Here is a 23,376-nt window from a genome sequence, read left to right on the forward strand (position 1 = left end):
TCCAATAAGAAAAGATGGCACATGTCACCACGCAGGCCACACTGCGTCGCTACGGCAAGCAGGTCTTCAGCGGAGTATTCGCAAGTGCAGTGACAATTGCAGTGACATTTGCCGTGACACTCGCCGTCGCGCTCGCCGCCCGCACGGCGCAAGCACAGACGCGCGGCGGCACGCTCAATTTCATCGTCACACCGGAGCCGACCGCGCTCGTCGATCTGGCGACCACCGCGACCAACGTGCTGAAGGTCAGCGGCAAAGTCACCGAAGGTCTGCTGGAGTACGACTTCAAGTTCGAACCGAAACCCTCGCTCGCGACCTCATGGGAAATCAGCGACGACAGCCGCAAATACGTTTTCCATTTGCGCCACGGCGTGAAATGGCATGACGGCAAGCCCTTCACGTCAGCGGACGTCGCGTACTCGATCCAGACGCTCAGGCAAGTCCACCCGCGTGCGAAAACCACCTTCGCCAATGTCACCGATATCTCGACGCCCGATCCGTACACGGTCGTCATCACGTTGTCGAGACCCGCACCGTGGCTGATCAAAGCGTTCTCGTCGTCGGAAACGCCGATCGTGCCGAAGCATATCTACGACGGTACCGACGTCCTCACCAATCCCGCCAACAATGCGCCGATCGGCACGGGCCCCTTCCGGTTCGTCAAATGGGTGCGCGGCAGCTACATCGAATATGTGCGCAATGACGACTACTGGGACAAAGGCAAGCCCTGGCTCGACAGGATCGTCGTCAAGGTCATCAACGATCCGGCTGCGCGCACCGTCGCCTTTGAAGACGGCTCGGTCGATCTGGGCGGCGATACGCCGGTGCCGCTGTCCGACCTTGCGCGTCTGAAGGCCAACCCGAAGCTCGGGATCGAGTCGCGCGGTTACGAATTCCAGGCGGGCGTGGCGCGCATCGAATTCAATCTCGACAATCCGGTGCTGAAGAATCCGAAGGTGCGCCAGGCTATCGCATCGGCCCTCGATCGCGAAGTGCTCCGCAAGGTCATCTATTACGGTTACGCAACACCGCTCGCCAGTCCGATCATTCCGTCGAGCCCCTATCACGACCCGGCGCCTACGCCCTATCCGTTCAACGTCGAACACGCGAACGCATTGCTCGACGAAGCTGGCTATCCGCGCAAAGCCGACGGCACCCGCTTTGCGCTGACAGTCGATCCGCTGCCGATCGGCGATCTGCCTGCCCGCACCGCCGCCTACGTCAAGTCCGCGCTGGCGCGCGTGGGCATTGCCGTGACGGTGCGCAGCCAGGATTTGCCGGCCTATCTGAAGCGAATTTATACCGACCGCGATTTCGATTTCAGCATCAACGGCATGAGCAATCTGTTCGATCCTGTGGTCGGCGTCGCGCGGCTCTATACAACCGGCAACTTCCGGCGCGGCGTGCCGTTCACCAATGGCTCGCACTACAGCAATCCGGAGATCGACCAGTTGTTTTCGCGCGTGGCCGAAGAAACCGACGAGTCGACGCGCAAGCAGCTGTTCTCGCAAATCCAGCGCATCCTGGAGCGCGACCTGCCGGACATCAACCTGGTGTCACCGCAATACATCACGGTGTACGCGCGCGCGGTGCACAACCACACGATTTCGCCCGATGGCGTATCGGCGAGTTTCGCCGATCTCTGGCTGCAACGTTGATCCACCTCACCCTTTACACTTTCACGGAATCCGATAAACATGGAATACAGACAGCTCGGCCGCAGCGGCATCAAGGTCTCGACACTGACGCTCGGCACGATGATGTTCGGCGGCCCCGCCGACGAGCCCACCGCGGCCCGCATCATCGACCTCGCTCAGGAACAGGGCGTCAATTCGATCGACACTGCCGACGTCTACGTCAAAGGCGAATCGGAACGCGTGGTGGGCCGCAGCATTGCCGCGCAGCGTGAACGCTGGGTGCTTGCGACCAAGTTCGCCAACCCGCTGCAGGAGGGCGACGTGAATGCAAGCGGCGCATCGCGCAAACATATCGTGCGTGCGGTCGACGCGAGTTTGAAGCGCCTGAACACCGATCACATCGATCTGCTCTACATTCATCGCGAAGATCATCAGACGCCGGTCGAAGAAACGGTGCGTGCGCTCAACGATCTGATCCGGGCAGGCAAGCTGCGTTACTACGGGCTATCGAACCATCGCGCGTGGAAGATCGCCGAATTCAGCCATACCGCGCAGGCGCTCGGGCTCGATGCGCCGGTCGCGAGCCAGCCGCTCTACAACATCGCCAATCGCCAGGCCGAAGCGGAGCAGTTGAGCGCGGCGCACCGCTATGGGCTCGGCGTGATTTCGTACAGCCCGCTTGCGCGCGGCGTGCTGACCGGCAAGTACGAACCGGGCGCGACGCCTGCCGCCGACTCGCGCGCGGGCCGCAGCGACCGGCGCATGCAGCAGACCGAATGGCGCCCCGAATCGCTGGAACTGGCGCGGCGCGTACGCGAGCACGCCGAAGCGCGCGGCCTCACAGCCGGGCAATTCGCGCTTGCGTGGGTGCTCAATAGCCGTTATATCAGTTCGACTATTGCGGGGCCGCGCACTGAAACGCAATGGCGCGACTACCTGCCGGCATTGCGCTATCGACTCACTTCGGAAGACGAAGCGTTTGTCGATTCGCTCGTCACGAGCGGCCATCCGTCCACGCCGGGCTTCAACGATCCGGGCCATCCGTTCTTCGGCCGGATTGCACGCCACGGTACGCTGCAGGATTGAGTCGGGTCGCGTGAGGCGACCATAAAGACGAACCATCGGAAAGAGCCGGCGCAGGCCGCCTCTTTCCACAAAGCATCAAGCCGCTTGCGCGTCGAAACGCCTGCCGGGAATCGCGTCGAGCAGCGTACGTGTGTAGCCATGCTGCGGCGCGCGCCAGATCTCGCGATGATCGCCGCTTTCGACGATGCGCCCCGCCTGCATCACATGCACGCGGTCCGCGATATAGCGCACCACGGAAAGATCGTGTGAGATGAACAGATAGGCAAGCCCGAGATCACGTTTGAGTTCCACCAGCAAATTGAGGATTTGCGCCTGGATCGACACGTCCAGCGCGGACACCGGTTCGTCGCAGATCAGCAGATCCGGTTCGAGCACCAGCGCCCGCGCGATGCCGATGCGTTGACGTTGGCCGCCCGAAAACTCGTGCGGAAAGCGCTGAGGTGCGGAACTGGGCAGTCCAACCCGGTCTAGCATCGCGGCGATGCGCGAGCGGCGTTGCCGCGCGTCGTTCACACCGTTGACCACCAGCACCGTATCCAGAATCTCGCCCACCGTACGGCGCGGATTGAGAGACGCATACGGGTCCTGAAACACCATCTGTACGTGACGGCGCAGCGGCCGCAACTCGTGCTCGCGCAGCGGCACCAGATCGGTGCCGCGCAGGCGGATCTCGCCGCCCGCAGCCGGTACGAGTCGCAGAATCGCTTTCGACAGGGTCGATTTCCCGCAACCGGATTCGCCGACAAGGCCAACCGTTTCGCCACGCGCGATCTGAAGCGACACACCGTCGACTGCGCGCAGCGTCGTCTTGCCGTCACGATGCGGATAGTCGATCCGCACGTCGTGCAGCGCGAGCAGCGGTGCGTCGTCTGGTGCGCGTCGCGCGGCGGGCAGTTCGTCATGCTGACCGGTACGCGGCGAGCGGGGCACGACCGCAAAGTTCGGCTGGTCGTCATCGCCGATACCGTGGCGAATTTCCGGCAGTTTCCAGCCTCGATAGTGCAGATCGTCGGCGAGATTCAACGACGCGCCGAGCAGGCCGCGCGTGTACGCGTGCCTCGGCTGCGTGAAAAGTTGCGCGACCGGCGCCTGCTCCACCATCTCGCCCGCCAGCATCACCGCGACACGGTCCGCATGTTGCGCGACCACGCCGAGATCGTGCGTGATCAGCAGCAGTGACATCGACAACTCCCGCCGCAGGCCGTCGAGCAGTTCGAGAATGCGCGCCTGGATCGTGACGTCGAGCGCCGTGGTCGGTTCGTCCGCGATCAGCAGACGCGGCCGGCATGCCACCGCCATCGCGATCATCACGCGTTGCCGCTGGCCGCCGGACAGTTCGTGCGGATAGTCGAATACGCGCCGCTGCGGTTCGGGAATCCGCACCAGCTCGAGCAACTCGATTGCACGCTTCCACGCGGCCACTTTGGAAAGACTCTCGTGCTGGCGCAATGTCTCGACGATCTGCGCACCGATCGACAGCACCGGGTTCAGCGAGGTCATCGGCTCCTGGAAGATCATCGAAATCTGCCGGCCGCGCACCGCGCGCATGTCCCGTTCGGACAAATCGAGCAGTTCGCGGCCGTCGAATCGCAGGCTGCCACTCACGCGCCCCGGCGCCGGCACGAGCCGCATCAGCGACAGTGCGGTGGCGGATTTTCCGCATCCGGATTCACCGACCAGCGCCAGTGTCTCGCCTTGCGCAACATCGAAATTCAGCCCGCGCACCACTTCATGCGCGCCGAAACTAACGCGCAGATCGCGCACTTCCAGCAGGTTTGCCGATCTATTCACTTCGTGAGTCCCCGGTTTCATGATCAGGTGCGTGCCCGCAGACGCGGATTGAGCGCGTCGTTCAGGCCGTCGCCGAGCAGGTTCAGCGCCAGCACCGCGATGACGATCGCGGCGCCGGGAATGGCGGTCAGATACCACGCGGTGCGCAGCGAATCGCGCCCCGCGCCGATCATGCCGCCCCAACTGACGACGTTCGGGTCGCCCATGCCGAGAAACGACAGTGACGACTCGATCAGAATCGCACTCGCCACCATCACCGAGGCGGTGACGATCACCGGCGGCAGCGCATTCGGCAAAATCTCGCCGAAGATGATGCGCGCGTTGCTGAACCCCTGGCTGCGCGCCGCGAGCACGAAGTCCGCCTCGCGCAGCGTGCGAAATTCGGCGCGCACGATGCGCGCGACGGTTGGCCACGACGCGATGCCGATCGCCAGCGCGATTACCGTGACGCTCGGCCGGCCGATCGCGACAATCACGATCACCAGCAGAAACGACGGAATGGTTTGAAAAAGTTCGGTCACGCGCACCAGCACGTTGTCGATGACACCACCGAAGAAGCCACCCACCGCGCCGACCAGCGTGCCGATCACGAGCCCGATTCCCGCCGCCGCTGCGCCAATCAGCAAGGACACGCGCGTGCCGTGCGCAATGCCGGCAGCGACGTCGCGTCCGAGGGAATCGGTGCCGAGCCGGTACAGCGGGTCGGTGCCCGGCCACTCGAAAGGAGCGGCGACCATGTCGAGCGGATCGCCGGGAAAGAGATGTCCCGCACCGAATGCGAGCGCGATGAACGCGGCGAGCAGCACGAGTCCGGTCAGCGCCGACGGATTGCACAGCAGCGCCCGCCATACGCCACGTCCGCTGCGCGGCGCAGCGGACGTCGGCGCGCTGCCGGCGCGGCGCTGACCGAACAGCGCACCGGCCAGTTGACGGCGCCACGTTGAAACCGCCGGTTCGGGCGAGGTGGTAATCAGATTGGAAGAGTCAGAAGCCATTGCATTTCTCTGGTGAACAACGGGTCGGCGCAAGCGTGAAAGTCACGCAATGCGTGGATCGAGCCAGGCCTGAAGCAGATCGACCAACACGTTGGCGACGATCACGAGCAGCGACGACAGCAGCAGAACGCCGAGCAACACGCTGAAATCACGCGCCATCACGGCGTCGAGCGCGAGCCGCCCGAGACCGGGCCAACTGAACACGGTCTCCGTCACCGCCGCGCCACCGAGCAGCGTGCCGAAATGAATGCCGACCATCGTCGTCAGCGGCATCAGCGCGTTGCGCAGCACATGCCGGACCGTCACGCGCCACGGATGCAGTCCCTTGGCCTGCGCGGTCCGCACGAAGTCCTGGCGTTGCACTTCGAGCATCGCCGCGCGGGTGAGCCGCGCATAGATCGCGATAAAGAACGTCGCCAGCGTCGCAGCGGGCAGCAGCACGTGCTTTGCCGCGTCGGCGAATAACGCCAAGCCATGCAGTTGCACGCCGAGCGTCACGTTGCCGCCGCTCGGCAACCAGCCGAGGTGCACCGAAAACAGCACGATGGCGAGCAGACCGATCCAGAAGCTCGGTGTCGAATAGAACAGCAATGCGAGCACCGACAACACGCGGTCCGGCCACTTGCCGGCCCAATGCGCCATCACCGCGCCGAGCGCCACGCCGATCACGATGGCCAGCGACAACGCCACCCCCATCAGCAGCAACGTATTCGGCAAACGCGACAGGATCAACTGCATGACAGGCATGTCGTAACGCGGCGAATAACCAAGGCTGAAGTGAGCCAGATGCGTCAGGTACGACCACAACTGATGCAGCAGCGGCTGATCGAGGCCGAACTTCGCGCGCAGCACCTGCATCGTTTCCGCGGTGGCCGAGCCGGATTCGCCGGCAAGCACGTCGGCGGCATCGCCCGGCATCAGTTTCAGCAGAAAGAAATTCAGGATCACGATGCCGACCACCGTCGGCAGGACCTGCCATGCGGTGCGCCGCGCTATCGCGCCGAAACGCAGACTTCGGCTCATCGTCGATCTCCTGTCAGGCGCTCAGATAGACATCCGCGAGATTGCCTTCGAGGCCCTGCGCGGAGACGGTGTGGTTGTGCACGCGCCGGTTCGCCAACGTGACCATGCGCGGCGCGACGAGGTTGAGAATCGGCAGATCGCGATAGACGATCTGCTGGAACTGCTGATACAGCGCGACGCGTTTGCTTTCGTCGGTTTCGACAGAGGCGCTTTCTAGCAGGCGGTCGACTTCGGCGTTGCTGTAGTGCGGCGCATTCGAAAACGGCACACCCGGGCGAATGTTCTTTGACCAGTAGAGACGCTGAACACCGACGCTCGGATCGAACAGCGTGTTCACACCGATGCTCGTGAAGTCGAACTGGCGGTCCGCGTACACACGCTTCAGAAAGGCGGGCAAGTCTTGCGAGCGCACGGTGACGTCGATGCCCACGCGCGCGAGCGCCGACTTCACGTAGTCGGCCTGACGGCGGTATAGATCGCCATAGGGCAGGAAATCGTGCGTCAACTGGAAGCGCACGCCGCCATCCTTGCGCGGATAGCCCGCCGCATCGAGCAGCTTTTCCGCGCTTGCGATATCGAATGCGTAGGCCGCGAGCTTCGCGTCGTGATACGGGGAGCCAGGCGTGATCGGCGTGGGCGACAGATCGGCGTAGCCGTACGCAATCGTGCGCTGCACGACTTGCGGATTGATCGCGTGGGCAATCGCCTGGCGCACGCGCAAGTCCTTGAGGATCGGGTGATCGAGGTTGAAGTCGATCTCCGACAACGGTTCGAGAAAGCGATAGCCGCGCGTTTCGACGGCCAGCTGCGGCAATTGCGTGAGGCGCTGCAGGTCGGTCAACGGCACCGGGTTTTCACCGCCCAGATCGAGCGCGCCGGTTTCAAATGCCGCCGAGCGAGCCGCCGCGTCGGGGATCACCTTGAATACCAGGGCATCGATATACGGCTTGCCCGCATCCCAGTAGTCGGGGTTGCGCTCGTAGACGATATTGGCGCCGCGCGTCCACGACTTGAAACGGAACGGCCCCGTTCCGATCGGGGCGTTGTTGTGCGGGTTCGTCAGTGGATCGCCGGACGCGTACAGGTGCTTCGGCACGATCGGCGACTCACCGGCCGATAGCGCCTTCAGCAGATACGGCGCCGGTTTCGACAATTCGATGATCGCGGTGCGCGCGTCGGGTGTACTGACGCGCGTCACGTTGGCGAACGTGCTGCGTCCACGCGGATGCACCGCTTTGAGCAAGTCGATTGAAAACGCGACATCCGCCGATGTGAACGGCTGACCGTCGTGCCATTTGACGTTCTGGCGCAGCGTAAAGGTGTATTTCAAGCCGTCCGGGCTGACCGTCCACGCGGTGGCGAGTTGCGGCCTCGGCCGCAGATCGAAGTCGTACGCGAGCAGGCCTTCGAGCACTTTCGAACTCGCTACGAGCGCAGGCCCCGTGGTCTGGAAGATCGACACGAGTACCGGCGGCTCCGGGTTGATCAGCATGTTCAAGGTGCCACCCCGTTTCGGCACGGCCTCGCCCTGTGCGAACGCCAATGCCGGCACGCTGGCCGCGGCGAGCGCTGCGCCCGATGAAATCAGAAAGTCGCGTCGATTCAGTCCTGCCATGTGATCCAGATCCTGGTTGCCGACGACCCGCTCGGCGGGGATGCCTCGCGAGTCGTCGTGGTGTCTTCGTGATGTCGTGGTCGTGTCGACGGCCGTACTGCTGCCGCAACGCTCACGATAAAGCCGCTGCGGCGCCAAAAGAACCAATGGTTCCGCATATGCAAAGCACGACACGGACGAAAGACCCATCGGCACGGGCGACACCCTGCGTCACGCGATGAACACGTCGGCGAGGTTGCCGTCCAGGCCGTCGGCGGTCACGGTGTGGTTGTGCACGCGCCGGTTGTAGAGCGTGACCTGCTTCAGCGTGACAAGATCGATGATCGGCAGATCACGGCCCACCACCTGCTGGAACTGCCGGAAGTATTTGACGCGCGTGGCGGGATCGTTCTCCACCGCCGCCGCTTCGAGCAAACGATCGACCTCCGGGTTGTCGTAGTGGGACGCGTTGGAGAACGGCACGCCTTTCCTGAAGTTGCGCGACCAGTAGAGCCGCTGCACGCCAACGGTGGGATCGAACGTATTGCCGAGGAAGTTCGCGTCGAGATCGAAATCACGGTCGGTATAGATACGCTTCACGTAGGCGCCGAAATCCTGCGAACGCACAGTCGATTCGATGCCGATGCGGCGCAGTGTTTGCCGCAGATAGTCGGCGAGCCGCGCGAACGTCGGGTCGTAGGGGTTGTAGTCGATCGTCAGCGCAAACCGGAAGCCGTTGGATTGACGCGGCAAACCGGCCTCGTCGAGGAGGCGCCCGGCTAGCGCGAGATCGAATGGCGAGGACGGCGCCTGCGGATCGTAGAACTGCGTCAGCAGCGGACTGATCGGCGACGGCGCCACGATCCCGTAGCCGTACCACACCGACTGCAAAATGGCCTTGCGGTCGATGCTGTGGGCAATCGCCTCGCGCACCTTCAGCTGCGACAGATACCGGTTGTCGAGATTGAACTGCAACTGCGTCTGCGCCGCGTCATAGCTGTATCCTCGCGTTTCCAGCGCAAGATGCGGCAATGCCTGCAGCCGTTGTATGTCGACGAGCGGCACCGGGTTCTCGCCGGCCAGATCCAGTTCACCTGTTTCGAGCGCAACCGCGCGAGCCGCCGCATCGCCAATGAAACGCACGACCAGTTCGTCGACATATGGCTTCGGTGCATCCCAGTAGTCCGGATTGCGCACGAACACCGCATGACTGCCGCGCTCCCAGCTTTTGAACCGGTAAGGACCGGTCCCTATCGGATCGATATTGTGAGGATTGTTAAGGGGATCGCCACTGCCATAGATATGCGCAGGCACGATCGGCGACTCGGATGCGGCGAGCGCGTAGATCAGATATGGTGCGGGCTTTGATAACCTCAGCACCGCCGTACGCGCATCGGGCGTACGCACTTCGATCACGTTGGCGAATGTCGAACGGCCACGCGAGTGATACTGCTTCAGCAATCCGATCGACACTGCCACGTCTTTCGACGTGAACGGTTGACCGTCGTGCCAGCGTACGCCGTCGCGCAACCTGAATGTGTATTGCAGACCATCCCCGCTGATGGACCAGGCGCTCGCAAGTTGTGGGCGCGGTTGCACGTTGAAGTCGTAGCTCAGCAACCCTTCGGTCACCTTTGGACTGATCTTCTGTTCCGCGCCGGCCGTGGTGGCGAAATTGACGAGCACGTTCGGCTCGGGATTCACGAGCAGGGTCAACCGGCCACCGTGACGCGGCGCCACGGTACTGCTCTGCGCGGCCGCGCGCGCCAGCGATCCGAACGCGCCGAATGTCAGGCCGGCCGCACTTCCCGTAAGTCCGATCAACGCATTGCGACGTCCCGAATCAAACTCGTTGCGATCACTCATGCCCGCTCCTTTTTAATCCGCCTGACACGGCAGGCGATGCTTACCGGAAGCGTCGCAAGATATCAATCAACGGCACGAACAAGGACAAACAAATTGAGGATTGCATAGATAAATCGTGCGCGCTGACGTTATGGCTTTTTAGTCAGCAACGCAACGTCGAACCGGTGATCGCCGGATTCGCATCGGCACGCACTCAGCAGACTGTCTCCGTCGCCACGACGTACACGACGGGCGGAGCGATCTTCGTCCGCGGCACAGGCAGCGGGCGCGGCACTCGACATCACGCCGCGCCGCCGCGTTCAATGTACTTTTGGAAAACCGTGACGCTGGGCCAGCAGATCCAGTATTCGACGCGTATCGGTCACGAAGCGCTTTTCGCCCAACACCTGCGCGTCGGCGGGCGCAGGTTGCTCATCGCCGAAAATCAGCACCGGCAAACTCTGGTGTTCGGCGTCGAGCGCGTCGACAACCGCCGCGCGTGGACGCGCGAACGGCAGACGGCGAATGTCCAGACGCGCATTGAGCGCCACGTCGCTCGCCAGCAGCCCCTCAATGGGCGCGCCGTCCGGGCAGATGAAACGCTCGCCCGGATGGTTCGGATCGGTGAAGCCCGGCTCTAGCAACAACAGCAGATCTCGTCGGCTCATGATTTTCCGTGATGGATGGTGAGGGAATGGATGACGCAGTACTCGTCAGAACACACGGCCTTCGGTGAGATGCGTGGTCGCTCCGTTCAACTCGTAGTCGCCGATTACGCGCGCCTTGTGCAGCAGCGGATTGTGACTGAAGATGGTGCGCAGATTGCGCCAATGGCGATCGAAATTGTGCGAGCGTGCGGTCGCCGACGCGCCGCCGATCTCGAACAGGCGCTCGCCCGCATGCAGCGCCAATTTGCTGACCACCAGTTGCGTCTTGGCAGTTGCGAGCGCGCCCTGGAGCACCAGGTCTTCGGCATGGGCCGCGCCGTTGCGAATCGCAACCGCCGAGCGATCGAGGGTCCGCGCGTTCTGCTGCACCAATGCGTCGATCGAAAGGCTATGTGCGGCGAGATCGCCCACCACCTGCTGCACGAAGCCATCTTCGCGCGCGGACGGCGCCGGGCTGTGCAGCACGGGGCGGCCATGTTGAACCACGTAACGGCGCGCGTCCGCGAGAATATTGCGCACGATGCCGGCCGCTACGGCAACCAGATGCAATTGCCGCACAGCGCTGCCGTGACGGCCGGCCAGACTCGTATAACCGCGTGTTGCGACTTCATGTGCGAAAACCTGCACGTTGTCGAGCACGAGACTGCCGCTCGCCGTCATGCGCTGGCCCATGCCGTCCCAGTCGTCGAGTACTTGCAGGCCCTCACGAGCCACCGGAATCACGATAGAAACTTTCTCGTCGTTCTCATCCTGCACGTTGATTCGCGCGTAGTCCGAAAAAGCCGTACCGGTCGAATAGTACTTTTTGCCCGTGACGCGAAAATGCTCGCCATCACGCACGAGTTGCGTAACGATTTCTCCCGGGCGCGAAGTGCCGAGTTCCGTGGACGCACCACCAAAAATCGCCCCTTGGCGCACGCGTTCGATCTGCGTGTCGTTGAAATCCGACCGTGGCGATAACAGCAATTGCTCGGTCAGGTCGTAGTGAATCCGCAAAGCGTGGGCAACATTCGATTCATGGGCAGCCAGCGTCGAGACGACATGAAAGAGATCGTCGAGCGACCCACCAAGGCCGCCCCACTCCACGGGAAAGCGCAGCAAACCGAGACCCGACTCGCGGAACAACGCAAAGCGGTCGAACGGCAATTCGCGTCGCGCCTCTCGTTGTGCCGCGTCTTCGCCGATTGCCCGGACCAATGCCGGCAAGCCAGCCAGTGCTGCATCGAGCGCCGTGGGGGCCGCTGTGTCGAGAGATACCTGCATGCCTGTATTCCTTTTGAATGCGCACGGATCGAAGCGACCCGGCGCTTTGAGCTGTTCGAACGGGATGTCTCGTCAATGAGGGGTGGCCGCGCCAGGACTACGCACCGCCAACCGTCACGCAGTCAGCACGTTCGAGAAGACCCGATCCGCGAGACGATTCGAATCGGTCCCGCTGTTGAGCACACCAACTGTCTTCAGATCGTCGGCGTACAGCGAGATCTCTTTCTTGAACGCGTCGCCCACCGGATGATGATGGTCCGTGTGGCTCCTGAGCATTGCGGCCAGTTGGCCCACCTCCGCGGACGGCGTATACACCGAGAAAATCGCGGCCGCCTCCGCCGGATGATTGGCGGTCCACTCGGTCGCTTCGAGCAGCGCCTGCGTCAGCTTCTGCGCGGTCGCACGATCCTTGCGCACGAGTGAGCCGCGCACGCCCAGCACACAGCATGAGCGCGTCTGGTACTCGCCGCACAGATTGTTCGACACCTCGTACAGATGATCCGATTCGCGGATCGACCAGATGGTCGGGTCGCCGTCCGCGATGGCCTGTACTTCGCCCTTCTTCAGCGCCTCGCCCAGCAGGTTCGCCGGGTACTGACGCCAGTTCACGTCGCGCTCGGGATCGACGCCGATCTTCTTCAACACGATCGCAAAGAAGTTCTTGGTGGGACTCGCCATATCGCTAACGCCGATCGTGCGGCCCTTCAGGCCGGCCACGTCGACGATGCCCGATGTGCGCGTGGCCAGCAAACGCATGCAGCCGCCGTGAATGCCGGCGGTCAGTTTCACATCGAAGCCCTGCTCCAGCGGTTTGATCCAGCGCAGCGCCATGCCAACGCCCGCGTCGGACTTGCCTGTGGCGATCGCTTCGAGCAGTTGATCGGTCGAGCCCGAGAAGTTCACGAGTTCGACCTGCAAGCCGTGCTGCTCGAAAAAGCCCTGCTTGACCGCGACAGCCACGGGTGCGGTGCAAACCGAGCCCGCGTTCCACGAGAGCTTGAGCTGCTTCAAAGGCGCGGACGGCGTTTGCGCGAAAGCGAGCGAGCCCGGCAGGCTCAGCGACGCGCCACCCAGCGCGGCGGCGCCCGCCCGCCAAGCCGTCTTGCGCAGCCATGCGCGGCGCGCCGGGCTCAGCGGCGTTTCATCGTAGGGATTCATGGTTGACTGCTCCTCAGGTCGCGATGGATTGTTTTATTCGTTCAGGTGTCGAGTCCGAGCTGTGCGAGTACCTCGCGGCGCAACGCCACCAGTTTCGGATCGTCGCGATGACGCGGATACGGCGCGTCGTTACACACCTCGGCGACGACTCGCGCCGGGCGCTCGCTGAAAACGATTACGCGATTCGCGAGGAGCAGCGCCTCTTCCACGTCGTGCGTCACCAGCAGTACGGAAAAACGTGCGTCTTGCCACAGTCGCGCGAGCTCTCCCTGCATGCGGATGCGCGTGAGCGAATCGAGCTTGCCGAACGGCTCGTCCAGCACCAATAGCGCGGGATCGTTGACGAGCGCGCGGGCCAACGCGACGCGTTGCGCCATGCCGCCCGACAGTTGATGCGGAAACGCTTCGGCGAATTCGCTCAAGCCGACCAGTTCCAGCGCGGCGTCGATCCTGTTCTGCGCCTTCTCTTCGTGTGCCGCGTCGCGTCGTGCAAAGCGCCGCCGCTGCGCCTGCGGACCGATGGCGACGTTGCCGCGCACCGTTCGCCACGGATAGAGCGTCGGGTCCTGGAACACGACCACGCGCGCAGGATCAGGACCCGCGATCGCAGCGCCGTCCGCATTCACGCTGCCTTCGGTCGGCGCATCGAGCCCCGCCACGAGCCGCAGCAAGGTGGATTTGCCGCAACCGCTCGGGCCGAGCAGCGCGACGAATTCGCCCGGTTCGACCGAGAAGCTGACGTCCTGCAACACCGGCAACGCGGCGCCGCGCAATGCAAATCGATGGCTCACGTGACGCACGTCGATACGCGCGCCGTCGCGAACCGACGCTTGAACGGCGGGCTGATTCAGCACTTCGCGTACGGCTACCATTTGAGCAATCCTTTTTGCCAGGCCAGCAGACGGTCACGCACACGGAACAGCAAGGTGATCAGACCGGAGCACATCAGCGCCATCACGAGCAACGCGGCATACATATTCGAATACGCCGCCCAGCCCTGTGCCCATTGCAGATACCAGCCAAGCCCCGCTTTGACGCCCATCATCTCCGCGACGATCAGCACCGAAAACGACGCACCAAGTCCCATAAAAAGTCCCACGAACACCGACGGCAACGCCGCCGGAATCGCGACGCGCAGAATCAGAAAGCCGGGCCGCGCGCCAAGCGTGCGCGCGATGTCGTAATAGGCCGGATTGACGCCGGCGACACCGGACCACGTGAGCACGGCGACCGGAAAGGCTGTCGCCAGCGCGATCAGAAAAACACTCGCACTAAAGCTCGACGGAAAGAAGAAAAACGCCAGCGGCAACCACGCGGTGGCCGGCAACGGTCCGATGAGGCGCAGCACCGGGTGGACCCAGTAGCTCACGGCCTGCGACCAGCCGATGCTCACGCCAGTGACGAAGCCAGCCAGGGCGCCGAGCACGTACCCATAGGCGAGCAGTCCGAACGAGTGCACGACACTGGTGCCTAGCCGCGGATAGTCGCTGGCGAAGACAGCGATCAGCGCTTGAGGCGGCGCAAAGAACGGCCGTGGCAGCCATTCCAGTTGCGCGGTGACGGCCTCCCACGCGCTGACGCCAAACGCCAACGCCAGCAGCCAGGGCATCGCGCGTAGCCATGCGCTCGTGCGCGATGGTGGGATCGACGCAGCTGACGTGCGACGCCATCCCGCCACACCCGCTATAACGGCGAAGACTGCGAGCACCAACTTGAGCGCGATGAATTCCCGTGTGTACGGCCAGTCGTCGAGACTCGGCCACCATGCGCTCTGCGCCGCACTCGCAAACCACGCGATCGCCGCGAGACCGGCGATCAGCACCTCGCGCGAGAGCCCGCGCCGGGAGACGGCGCGCGTGCCGTCGCCTGGGGTCGCGCCGCTCGCCGGAGCGCGAGTTGCGATCGATTCGAACTGAGTGGACATGCCGGTTTCGTCCTTCTGACTGATTGAGGTGGCGTGAGCGCTTACGTGAAAACGCCATTACGCGACGTCGGCCTTATCGTGTTGCCAGATGCTGTGTGCGTAGATCGAAGCGTCGAAGTCGGCGGCGATCTCGCTGTTGATGCGCGCTTCATGCGCAGGCAGATCGGCGAGAAAGAGGTCGCGGCTGATGCGCTGCACGACCGCAGGAATATCGCGCTTCATGCTCGGTACGTCACCGACGGGCAAGCCGAAACTGACGAAGGCACCCGGGTTGTAGACGTGGATATGTTTCAGGTAAGGCGCATCTGCGTCTGTCTTTTCCAGGTATTCGAGCGCAGCGCCGAGGTAAGGATGCGCGCCCAGCGCGTCGTCGTGATCGTCTGCGGCAGGCACGTATTGATCGCGCCATAGACGGATATGCTGGGCGACCTGTGCAAGCTCGGGCCGCAGCGCCGGGTCGACGACATACCCCGTTCCGGCAATCACGAAATCGAATGTGAACGACTCACCCGCTACGCTGGCTTCCACACGTTCGTTCCTGATGCTCGCATCGGTCCACGACGCGCCCAGGTGCAGATGAAAATTCGGAAAACGGGTGACGCGCTCGACTGCGTCGACAGGCGGCGTCGAACCGGCCCGGCGAAAGCGCCGCGCCTGGGCCCAGCGAAGCGCGTCGGGCAGATGGAAGTAGTTGTCGTAGGCACCCGGATAAGCACGCGCACGCGTCACCGGCACGGACGCAATATGCTCGCGCCGCGCGAATAGATGGACGTCGGCGGCTCCGGCTTCGAGCGCCGTTGCCGCCGCATCGAACGCGGACGCCGCGCCGCCGATCACCGCCACCGATTTGCCGCGCAAAGCCGCAAAGTCGATCGCGTCGGCGGTATGTGCGCGATGGCCAGGCGGCAGGCTGTTCAGCACGGCAGGAACAAAAGGCGCGCCATTACCCGCGACGCCGTTGCCGAGGACGATCTTGCGCGCCGTCTCGACGACGCTGCGCACCGTGGCGCCGTCTCGTACCTTCAGATGCAAACGGAAATGCTCGCCCACCGGCTCGATCAGCGTGAGGCGTGTGCCGTAGCGAATCGGAATGTCGAGAAAACTCCGGTACCACGCGAGATATTCCGCCCAGCGCTTGCGCGGAATCCGGTCGATTTCCGCGTACGAAGCGGCGCCGAAGCGCGCTTCGTACCACGCCTGAAAGCTCAAACCCGGCAGACCCGCTTCGGGGCCGGCCAGCGTTTTCGGCGTACGCAACCTGTTCATGCGCGCGCGATTTAACCACACGCCCGCGTGCGCTTCATCGGGCGCGGCGTCGATCACGCTCACCTGACCAATGCCGGCGCGCCGCAGAGCGAAGGCGAACGCCGCGCCGGTCTGCCCGCCGCCGACGACCACCACGTTGTGATCGATGCCCTCGCGCGATGGCACCCAGTTTTCCGGCGCGGGGCCAATCAGGCGCAACGTGTCGAGTGCCTGCTGATCGGGGTGAGTCGATTGCGTCATGGTGTGGGGCTCGGCCAGATAGTTGAACGGCAGGCGAATACGTCGGCAGGAATCGCTGCCATCGTTAGGGCACCCAGTATCGCGGCGCGGGAGTGCCAGCCAAACCAACAAATTTCGCTTTACTTATTTGTCTGTTCGCACCAGCGTACGCGGTCCTCGATTGCATGCGCCGAGGTTCGCACGTGGACTGATTTTCTTATGCGCAAAGATTGGTTGGATTCGAGCATCGGCGAATTTAACGTGAGAGCCGACGGCCTGTGAGCCGACATCGGACACGTTTCTTTTCGCGAGGAGCCTTGCATGAGCGCAGCCGCATTGCATGAAGCACAGTCGATTGAAGTCAAGCCGCTCTCGGCGCATATCGGCGCGGAGATTCACGGTGTCGATCTCACGCGCAAACTGGAGCCGAGCGAGGTCGCGCAGATTCGCGCGGCATTGCTGAAGTGGCGGGTCGTGTTCTTTCGCGAGCAGTTTCTGACGCACGAGCAGCACGTCGCGTTCTCCGCTCAATTCGGCGAATTGACGCTGGGGCATCCGGTGTTCGGTCATGTCGACGGACATCCCGAGGTCTATTCGATTTCGAAGTACCGCAAGGCCACGCGTTTCGAGGGCCAGGCATTGCTGCGTCCATGGACCGGCTGGCATACGGACGTGACTGCCGCGGTCAATCCGCCGTGGGCCTCGATTCTGCGCGGCGTGACGATTCCGCCTTACGGCGGCGATACGCAGTGGACCGATCTGGTGCGCGCCTACCAGAAGCTTTCCGCGCCGCTGCGCGCGTTCGTCGATGGCTTGCGCGGCATTCACCGTTTCACGCCGCCCGCCGGCGCGAGCGGCACGCAGGCGTTCGTCAAAGCCGTCGAACAGCGCGCACTCGTCACCGAGCATCCGCTCGTCAGGGTGCATCCGGAAACGGGTGAGCGTGCGCTCTATGTGAGCCCGAGCTTTCTGAAATCGATTGTCGACGTGACGCCGCGTGAGAGCCAGGCGTTGCTCGAACTGCTCTGGGAACATGTGACGCGGCCGGAATTCACGGTGCGCTTCAAGTGGGAAGCGGGCAGCGTCGCGTTCTGGGACAACCGCGCGACCGCGCATCTCGCGCCCACCGATATCTTCGATCTCGACTTCGACCGCCAGTTGTATCGCACGACGCTCGTCGGCGATGTGCCGGTCGGTCCGGACGGGCGGCAGTCGGTGGCGATTGAGGGGTCACCGGTGAGCGCGGCGGCGGCGGTGGCGTTGAACTGAGTGTGGGGCGTGCAGGCCGCGCTCACAGCGTCCAATCCCACCCTTACCGCAGTGCGTCGAGTGCCGGTCCCGTTCGATGCGATCCCGTACAATGAGCCGTTGCTCATTCGTCGACAGATCGCATTCCGCGCCGCATTCCTCGCCATGAATCACGACATCGAACCCACGCTCGCCGCTGCGCAAAAGAGCTTTGACGCCGGTCACTTCGACGAAGCCGCCAGTCTGCTGCATACCATTCTGGCCAGCGTTCCCGATCACGGCGAAGCGCTGGCAGGTCTCGGCGCCATTGCCGCGAGGCTGGGCGATCATGCGCGCGCAGCGGAGTATCTGACGCAGCCATCGGCAACCACGTTAATGTCCGTGGATCAACTGAATTTCGCCGCGCAAGTGTGCCAGTCGGCGCAACGTCACGATGATGCGATTGCGCTGTTCGAACGCTGCCTCGCTCAGTTTCCAAACCATGCCGCTTCGTTGTATGGCGCCGCCATGTCGCTGATCCAGCGTGGCGAATTGCAACGATCACTTGCGATGCTCGAGCGCCTGTGCAAAGTCCAGCCGCTATCCGCCGAGGCGCACTACAACCGGGGCGCGCTGCTCGGCACGATGGAGCGTTACGACGACGAACTGGATGCCTACCGGCAGGCGATCGCGCTCAAGCCGCGTTTCGTGCGCGCCTACGTCAATCTCGGCGTGGCGTTGCGAGACCTGTCGCGTTTCGGTGAGGCTTTGCTCCAGTTCAAGAAGGCGCTTTCGCTCGATCCGAACGATGCCGGCGCGCGCACCAATCGCGCTCAGACCAACCTGCTGCTCGGCGAATTCGAACACGGCTGGCGCGAATACGAATGGCGCTGGCGCGATGGCACCGGCAGCCACGGTTTCCCGCAGAACACGCTGTGGACCGGCGCCCAGCCGATAGCCGGCAAGACCGTATTTGTTCATCACGAGCAGGGCTTCGGCGATACGTTGCAATTCGTGCGCTTCGTGGATCGACTCAGCGCAGCCGGCGCTCGCGTGGTGTTGCGTGTTCAGGATGCGTTGCTGCCTCTTCTGCAACCTTATCGCGGCGCGGCTGAAGTCATCGGCGAGACGGCGCCGGTGCCGCATTTCGACTATCACATTCCAATCATGAGCCTGCCGTTCGCGCTCAAGCTTCGCGCAGCCGATCTCGCTGTGCTCGCACCGTATGTGCACGCGGACGACGCGCTTAGCCGTCAGTGGGACGATCTTTTTGCCGACTCCGATCGACAACTCAAGATTGGAATCGCGTGGTCGGGAAGCACGACGCATCTGAATGATCGCAACCGCTCCATACCGCTCGATCAATTGCAGCCGCTGCTGAATATCGACGCCAGATTCTTCGCGCTGCAACAGGAGGTGCGCGAAAGCGACCGAGCGTGCTTCGCGCAACTGGAACAGCGTGGGCGGTTGCGCGATGTTTCCGCGCGGCTCACCTCGTTCGCCCAGACCGCTGCACTGATCGCACGCCTCGACCTCGTGATCAGCGTCGACACGGCGGTCGCGCATCTGGCGGGCGCGCTCGGCAAACCCGTATGGATTGCTTTGCCATTCATGCCGGATTGGCGATGGCAACTCGAACGAAACGATAGTCCGTGGTACGCACAAGCGCGGCTCTTTCGACAAACCACACGAGGTGATTGGACTGGCGTCGTGGCCGCGCTTGGCGCGGAAATCGACGCTGTGCGGCACGCCTGAATCAAGCGTGCCGCACAGCGAGCGCGTCGCGTGGCCGCTGTACGCGCTGGCGATGCGAGCCACAAACCGCTATCCTGGCGCGGTGAAGCCATGCGCCAGGGTTCGTCCTGATGCATGTTCGGTGGCGCGCTGCACTAATCTTCACCGGCCGACCGCGCAAAATCGACGCGCACCGCCCCACCATCCAGCTGCCCGAATGACGCGCGCGGACCCGCGACGTCAACACGGCGAGGTGAAGCATGGCCACCACCAGAAAGAAGGCATCCTCGCAGAACGATCTGCTGATGGGCCCGGTGCTCGGCTTGCGGCCCAGCACGGCCGATGCGCCGACGCTATGGCGCATCACCGCGCTGATCGTCATTCGCGCAGACGCGGCGCCGCCCACGCTCACTGTCGAGGGCAACGCCGATCCCGCCGCGCCACGCTTGCTGCGCAAGACGAACGACGCGCAAGTGCTGCGCTACGCGATGCCGGTCAAACAATCGGCGGAAGAACGGGTCGTCACGTATTCGTTCGGCGGCAACGCGACGTGGCGCTTTATCGTGCCCGCCGCCGGCCAGACGCCGCGTTTCACCTATGTGTCGTGCAATGGGTTTTCGTCGGTGAAGGTGATCAAGGATCTTCAGCACGACGCGAGCAATGTGTGGGCCGATCTGATCACGAATCACGACGGCCCACTGCTCAAAGCCCATGAAACCGACTGGGACGAGCATCAGGCATGGGTCGACTCCACACTCTTTCAGCAAGGCATCCCGCTGCGATTTCACGCGATGCTGATGGGCGGCGACCAGATCTACATGGATTCGATCTGGGAAGACATCGAAGCGCTCAAGACATGGAGCAATCTTCCGGTGGCGGACCAGCCGGGCGTCGCCGTCAGCGCGAAGCTCGCCGAGGACATCGAGCGCTACTACTTCGGGTTATACATCGACCGCTGGCGCTATGCGCGCGGCAAAGCACCGTGGCCCGCGAATGCGTACGACGCCACACTCGACGCCGCCTGCGCGTTCGCGACGATCCCCTCGCTGATCATGTGGGACGACCACGATATCTTCGATGGCTGGGGCTCCTACAGCCCCGAGCTGCAGGCGAGCCCCGCATTTCGCGCGCTGTTCGCCGCGGCGCGCCGCAACTTCTGGGTGTATCAGTTGCAGATGCCCGAGGAACTGTTGCCGCCGCAAACGCTGCCCGATCAACCGACCCGCCTGCCGCGTTTCGATCCGATCGACTGGGATGCGCTGGTGAAGCAAGACCCGCTTGCGCCCTCGTTCCTGCCGCACCAGCCCGGGTTTTCGCATGCCGGCGTGTTCGGGTCGCTCGCCATTCTCATACCGGACTTGCGCAGCGAGCGCTCGCAATTGCAGGTGATCGGCGAAACGACGTGGGACGCGATGACGCAATGGCTCGCGACGCTGCCCGACACCGTCGAGCATCTGCTGTTCATCAGCAGCGTGCCGGTTGCGCATCCGAAGATCCGCATCGCCGAGGCGGTCTATAGTTTTGGCCTGCTGCGCGAGCACGTGACCAAAAGCCTGTCCGACGACATCCACGATCACTGGTCCCACGACGATCACGAAGGCCAGCGCAAGCGCCTCGTTCGCAACCTCGTCGCTTTCGCGGACGGCCCGCGCAAGCGCCGCGTGACCATGGTGTCCGGCGATGTGCACGTGGCCGCGTGGGGCATCATCGAAGCGAACGGCGCCGCCGGGAATAACGCACGCAGGCTCAACCAGTTGACGAGTTCGGCCGTCGTCCATCCCGCACCGTCGGGCGTGGCGGATTTCTTCTTTCTGTCCTACATGGAGCAGAACGCGAAAGCCGGCGAAACGATCGACACCGAGCATCGGCTGCAGATGATGGAGTTGCCGGGCGCGGGCATGCGCCTCGCGCCGCGCCGTAACTGGCTCGCCATCGAATTCGACGGGCCAGCCAGGCGTCTATGGGCGACGTGGCGGCTCGAACAGGACAAAGGGTTTTCGAGCCACATGCTGGCGGTTCACCCCGCGCGAGCGACGGCCGCCGATGATGGCGCGCCCTGATGCGAGCGGCTCGCACATCGCCTGTCTTGCGTGAACCAGCCGGTCTCTGAGCTTGCCCTTATAACGACGCCGAAGGGCTCGACGTCGTCAACGACCGGTGCGTTTCACGAATTGGCCTGCCCGGTATGGCGACAGGCAAACCAGCGCCGCGACGTCTTCGGCGCATCGACAGTCTCGACGACATTGCGCCACCAGCGCTCGCCGCGATGCGGTGCGCCAAGATCCAGCCGCTCGCCCATGCGCGGCGTCGACAGGGTGATGCCGCGCGCGGCGGCCAGGCCGATCACGCGTTCGAACGGCTCGTACCAGCGATGCATCGCCAGATCGAAGGTGCCGTTGTGAATCGGTATCAGCCAGTCTCCGCGTAAATCGACATGCGCCTGCACGGTGTCTTCGGGCTGCATGTGCACATACGGCCATTGCGCGTCGTAAGCGCCCGTCTCGATGAGCGTGACGTCGAACGGGCCGAGCCGCTCGCCGATGGCCTTGAAACCATCGAAGTAGCCTGTATCGCCGCTGAAAAAGACGCGCAGATCGTCATCGACGATGACCCAGGATGCCCACAAGGTACTGTTGCCGTCGAACAGGCTGCGACCCGAGAAATGCTGTCCGGGCGTCGCCGTGAATGCCAGGCCATCGATCTGCTCGCCCTGCCACCAATCGAACTGGCGCACCTTGCTCGCGGCGATGCCCCACTCGATCAGTCGGTCGCCCACCCCGAGCGGCGTGAGAAACACGCCCGTGCTCTCGGCAAGCGCGAGCACCGTGTCGCGATCCAGGTGGTCGTAATGATCGTGCGAGAGAATCACGCCGCGCAGCGGCGGCAAATCGGCGAGCGCGATGGGCGGCGCATGAAAGCGCTTGGGGCCGACATTCCGGAACGGCGACGCGCGTTCGGCGAACACCGGATCGGTCAGCCAGAACTGGCCGCGCAGCTTGAGCAACATCGTCGAATGCCCGAGCCGATACAGACTGCGATTGGGCGCTGCGTCAAGCTGCTCGCGGGTCAGCGTATCGACGGGCAACGCGCCGGACGGCACGGTGCCCGCAGGCTTGTTCAACAACACGTTCCACGCGATGCGCAAGGTCTTGCCGAATCCTTCCACGGGACGCGGCTTCACGTTGCGAAAGCGCTGGCCGTCATGCTGCGCCGACGAACCGGACAACTCGCGCCCGCGTTTCGCCGCGGTGAGACCCAAAGCCCGGCTGATGGAACCGATGAACGATGTCATAGGGAATGCCTGGATGCGAAAAGTAGACTGAATAGTGTAGTTTATTATCCTGAAAAGTAAACTACCCGGTATAAAATTCTGTGATGGACCCGAATCTCCCCCCTCAGCGGCTCACCGATCGCAAGCGTCTCGCCGTCATCAGCGCGGCCATCGAAGAATTTCTCGCAGCCGGTTTCGATGCGACCAGCATGGACCGCATCGCCGCTCGCGCGGGCGTCTCCAAGCGCACGGTCTACAACCATTTCCCCAGCAAGGAAGCGCTGTTCGCGGAGATCTTGCGGCAGTTGTGGGACGCCAGTCATATGGGACCCGCGCCGGCGTATCGCACCGACCAGCCATTGCGCGCGCAGCTGCTCGAACTGCTGTCGCGCAAGCTGACGCTGATGAACGACGATGCGTTCCTGTCGCTCGCACGCGTGGCGATCGCGGCGGGCATTCATTCGCCGGAGCGTGCGCGGGACATGGTGGCGCGCCTGGGCGAACGCGAGGAAGACCTGACGGTATGGGTACGCGCGGCCGCCGCCGATGGACGTCTCGATACCTCGGACCCGGTGTTCGCCGCGCACCAGTTGCAAGGTCTCGTGAAGGCGTTCGCGTTCTGGCCGCAAGTAACGATGGGGCAGCCTTCTCTCAGTCAGGACGAACAGAAGCAGG

18 protein-coding genes are annotated in these 23,376 nt (G+C 63.4%); 6 read left to right on the plus strand and 12 right to left on the minus strand.

What is annotated here, in order from left to right; translation table 11 throughout:
- Nucleotides 1–14: 14 nt before the first annotated feature.
- Nucleotides 15–1,658 (plus strand): ABC transporter substrate-binding protein, encoded by a 1,644-nt coding sequence (locus CIC12_RS07885; RefSeq protein ID WP_168663580.1) that lies wholly within the window; start codon nt 15–17, stop codon nt 1,656–1,658.
- Between the two features lie 39 nt (nt 1,659–1,697).
- The gene (locus tag CIC12_RS07890) at nt 1,698–2,723 is read left to right on the plus strand and encodes an aldo/keto reductase (protein ID WP_168663581.1); all 1,026 of its coding nucleotides are present in this window, start codon (nt 1,698–1,700) and stop codon (nt 2,721–2,723) included.
- Nucleotides 2,724–2,798: 75 nt separating this feature from the next.
- Here CIC12_RS07890 and CIC12_RS07895 read toward each other — a convergent pair whose 3' ends face one another.
- The 11 genes from CIC12_RS07895 to CIC12_RS07945 form a co-directional block, all read right to left on the minus strand.
- Nucleotides 2,799–4,535 carry an ABC transporter ATP-binding protein gene (locus CIC12_RS07895; RefSeq protein WP_168663582.1) on the minus strand — a complete coding sequence of 579 codons (1,737 nt, stop codon included), beginning with the start codon at nt 4,533–4,535 and terminating at the stop codon, nt 2,799–2,801.
- Nucleotides 4,536–4,537: 2 nt separating this feature from the next.
- Entirely contained in the window at nt 4,538–5,509 is a 972-nt protein-coding gene (locus CIC12_RS07900) for an ABC transporter permease (protein WP_168663583.1), read from the minus strand.
- A 42-nt stretch (nt 5,510–5,551) separates the two neighbouring features.
- The gene (locus CIC12_RS07905; RefSeq protein ID WP_168663584.1) at nt 5,552–6,532 is read right to left on the minus strand and encodes an ABC transporter permease; all 981 of its coding nucleotides are present in this window, start codon (nt 6,530–6,532) and stop codon (nt 5,552–5,554) included.
- Nucleotides 6,533–6,545: 13 nt separating this feature from the next.
- Entirely contained in the window at nt 6,546–8,147 is a 1,602-nt protein-coding gene (locus CIC12_RS07910) for an ABC transporter substrate-binding protein (RefSeq protein WP_168663585.1), read from the minus strand.
- A 210-nt stretch (nt 8,148–8,357) separates the two neighbouring features.
- Nucleotides 8,358–9,992, minus strand: a complete 1,635-nt coding sequence (locus CIC12_RS07915; protein ID WP_168663586.1) for an ABC transporter substrate-binding protein — start codon at nt 9,990–9,992, stop codon at nt 8,358–8,360.
- A 299-nt stretch (nt 9,993–10,291) separates the two neighbouring features.
- Entirely contained in the window at nt 10,292–10,639 is a 348-nt protein-coding gene (locus tag CIC12_RS07920) for a DUF3088 domain-containing protein (protein WP_168663587.1), read from the minus strand.
- 45 nt (nt 10,640–10,684) lie between these two features.
- Nucleotides 10,685–11,902: an acyl-CoA dehydrogenase family protein gene (locus CIC12_RS07925; RefSeq protein WP_168663588.1), complete on the minus strand. Its 1,218-nt coding sequence runs from the start codon at nt 11,900–11,902 to the stop codon at nt 10,685–10,687.
- A 114-nt stretch (nt 11,903–12,016) separates the two neighbouring features.
- Nucleotides 12,017–13,060, minus strand: coding sequence for an ABC transporter substrate-binding protein (locus tag CIC12_RS07930; protein WP_168663589.1), 1,044 nt, complete (start codon nt 13,058–13,060; stop codon nt 12,017–12,019).
- Between the two features lie 41 nt (nt 13,061–13,101).
- Nucleotides 13,102–13,932, minus strand: a complete 831-nt coding sequence (locus CIC12_RS07935; RefSeq protein WP_168663590.1) for an ABC transporter ATP-binding protein — start codon at nt 13,930–13,932, stop codon at nt 13,102–13,104.
- Nucleotides 13,926–14,984 carry an ABC transporter permease gene (locus CIC12_RS07940; RefSeq protein ID WP_168663591.1) on the minus strand — a complete coding sequence of 353 codons (1,059 nt, stop codon included), beginning with the start codon at nt 14,982–14,984 and terminating at the stop codon, nt 13,926–13,928. Before CIC12_RS07940 ends, CIC12_RS07935 begins: the two co-directional genes overlap by 7 nt.
- 57 nt (nt 14,985–15,041) lie before the next feature.
- A complete protein-coding gene (locus CIC12_RS07945) occupies nt 15,042–16,490 on the minus strand; it encodes a SidA/IucD/PvdA family monooxygenase (RefSeq protein WP_168663592.1) in 1,449 nt (482 codons plus the stop codon).
- A 300-nt stretch (nt 16,491–16,790) separates the two neighbouring features.
- Here CIC12_RS07945 and CIC12_RS07950 point away from each other — a divergent pair, with 300 nt between their 5' ends.
- From CIC12_RS07950 to CIC12_RS07960, 3 genes are all read left to right on the plus strand, one after another.
- Nucleotides 16,791–17,738: a TauD/TfdA dioxygenase family protein gene (locus tag CIC12_RS07950; RefSeq protein WP_168663593.1), complete on the plus strand. Its 948-nt coding sequence runs from the start codon at nt 16,791–16,793 to the stop codon at nt 17,736–17,738.
- A 144-nt stretch (nt 17,739–17,882) separates the two neighbouring features.
- Complete coding sequence (locus CIC12_RS07955; RefSeq protein ID WP_168663594.1) at nt 17,883–19,451, plus strand: tetratricopeptide repeat protein; 1,569 nt, start codon at nt 17,883–17,885, stop codon at nt 19,449–19,451.
- Between the two features lie 239 nt (nt 19,452–19,690).
- Entirely contained in the window at nt 19,691–21,490 is a 1,800-nt protein-coding gene (locus tag CIC12_RS07960; protein ID WP_168663595.1) for an alkaline phosphatase family protein, read from the plus strand.
- A gap of 104 nt (nt 21,491–21,594) precedes the next feature.
- Here the strand turns inward: CIC12_RS07960 and CIC12_RS07965 are convergent, their stop codons facing one another.
- A complete protein-coding gene (locus CIC12_RS07965) occupies nt 21,595–22,722 on the minus strand; it encodes an MBL fold metallo-hydrolase (RefSeq protein ID WP_168663596.1) in 1,128 nt (375 codons plus the stop codon).
- An 83-nt stretch (nt 22,723–22,805) separates the two neighbouring features.
- Between CIC12_RS07965 and CIC12_RS07970 the strand changes: the two genes are divergently transcribed.
- On the plus strand, nt 22,806–23,376 hold a 571-nt coding region (locus CIC12_RS07970; RefSeq protein ID WP_168663597.1), incomplete at its 3' end, for a TetR/AcrR family transcriptional regulator.

The sequence above is a fragment of the Paraburkholderia sp. SG-MS1 genome, assembly GCF_012275575.1.
In the GTDB taxonomy this organism is placed as follows: Bacteria; Pseudomonadota; Gammaproteobacteria; order Burkholderiales; family Burkholderiaceae; genus Paraburkholderia.

Coding starts and splice junctions, on each gene's coding strand:
- CIC12_RS07885 (WP_168663580.1), top strand. CDS start 15: ATGGCACATGTCACCACGCAGGCCACACTGCGTCGCTACGGCAAGCAG.
- CIC12_RS07890 (WP_168663581.1), top strand. CDS start 1,698: ATGGAATACAGACAGCTCGGCCGCAGCGGCATCAAGGTCTCGACACTG.
- CIC12_RS07895 (WP_168663582.1), bottom strand. CDS start 4,535: ATGAAACCGGGGACTCACGAAGTGAATAGATCGGCAAACCTGCTGGAA.
- CIC12_RS07900 (WP_168663583.1), bottom strand. CDS start 5,509: ATGGCTTCTGACTCTTCCAATCTGATTACCACCTCGCCCGAACCGGCG.
- CIC12_RS07905 (WP_168663584.1), bottom strand. CDS start 6,532: ATGAGCCGAAGTCTGCGTTTCGGCGCGATAGCGCGGCGCACCGCATGG.
- CIC12_RS07910 (WP_168663585.1), bottom strand. CDS start 8,147: ATGGCAGGACTGAATCGACGCGACTTTCTGATTTCATCGGGCGCAGCG.
- CIC12_RS07915 (WP_168663586.1), bottom strand. CDS start 9,992: ATGAGTGATCGCAACGAGTTTGATTCGGGACGTCGCAATGCGTTGATC.
- CIC12_RS07920 (WP_168663587.1), bottom strand. CDS start 10,639: ATGAGCCGACGAGATCTGCTGTTGTTGCTAGAGCCGGGCTTCACCGAT.
- CIC12_RS07925 (WP_168663588.1), bottom strand. CDS start 11,902: ATGCAGGTATCTCTCGACACAGCGGCCCCCACGGCGCTCGATGCAGCA.
- CIC12_RS07930 (WP_168663589.1), bottom strand. CDS start 13,060: ATGAATCCCTACGATGAAACGCCGCTGAGCCCGGCGCGCCGCGCATGG.
- CIC12_RS07935 (WP_168663590.1), bottom strand. CDS start 13,932: ATGGTAGCCGTACGCGAAGTGCTGAATCAGCCCGCCGTTCAAGCGTCG.
- CIC12_RS07940 (WP_168663591.1), bottom strand. CDS start 14,984: ATGTCCACTCAGTTCGAATCGATCGCAACTCGCGCTCCGGCGAGCGGC.
- CIC12_RS07945 (WP_168663592.1), bottom strand. CDS start 16,490: ATGACGCAATCGACTCACCCCGATCAGCAGGCACTCGACACGTTGCGC.
- CIC12_RS07950 (WP_168663593.1), top strand. CDS start 16,791: ATGAGCGCAGCCGCATTGCATGAAGCACAGTCGATTGAAGTCAAGCCG.
- CIC12_RS07955 (WP_168663594.1), top strand. CDS start 17,883: ATGAATCACGACATCGAACCCACGCTCGCCGCTGCGCAAAAGAGCTTT.
- CIC12_RS07960 (WP_168663595.1), top strand. CDS start 19,691: ATGGCCACCACCAGAAAGAAGGCATCCTCGCAGAACGATCTGCTGATG.
- CIC12_RS07965 (WP_168663596.1), bottom strand. CDS start 22,722: ATGACATCGTTCATCGGTTCCATCAGCCGGGCTTTGGGTCTCACCGCG.